The organism is Bacillus sp. SIMBA_074 (assembly GCF_046534555.1).
GTDB lineage: Bacteria > Bacillota > Bacilli > Bacillales > Bacillaceae_G > Bacillus_A > Bacillus_A mycoides.
The window spans coordinates 1-271 of sequence record NZ_JAWRYM010000526.1; the positions used below are offsets into that span (position 1 = coordinate 1).

At 63.5% G+C, this 271-nt stretch carries 1 pseudogene; it reads left to right on the top strand.

The annotated features are described in order from the left end of the window. Positions 1-271, top strand: a pseudogene (locus SB773_RS31830) (hypothetical protein); the annotation flags it as partial.

Below are 271 nucleotides of genomic sequence, written 5' to 3' on the forward strand. Positions count from 1 at the left end.
ATCGTCGTCGTGGGGCAGAACCTGCTCGGCCTGGTGCTCGCGCTCGCTCTCGAAGCGCCTCTGCGCGGACGACGCGTACTCCAGGTGTTGTTCCTGATGCCCGTCATTATCAGTCCCGTCATCGTCAGCTACCTGTGGCAGTACATCTTCGCTCCGGACGGTGCTCTAAACGTCATCCTCCGCGCCATCGGGATGGATGCTCTCGCGCAACCATGGCTCGGGCAGCCGTCCACTGCGCTCGGCGCCATCGCGGTCGTAGTGATCTGGCAGT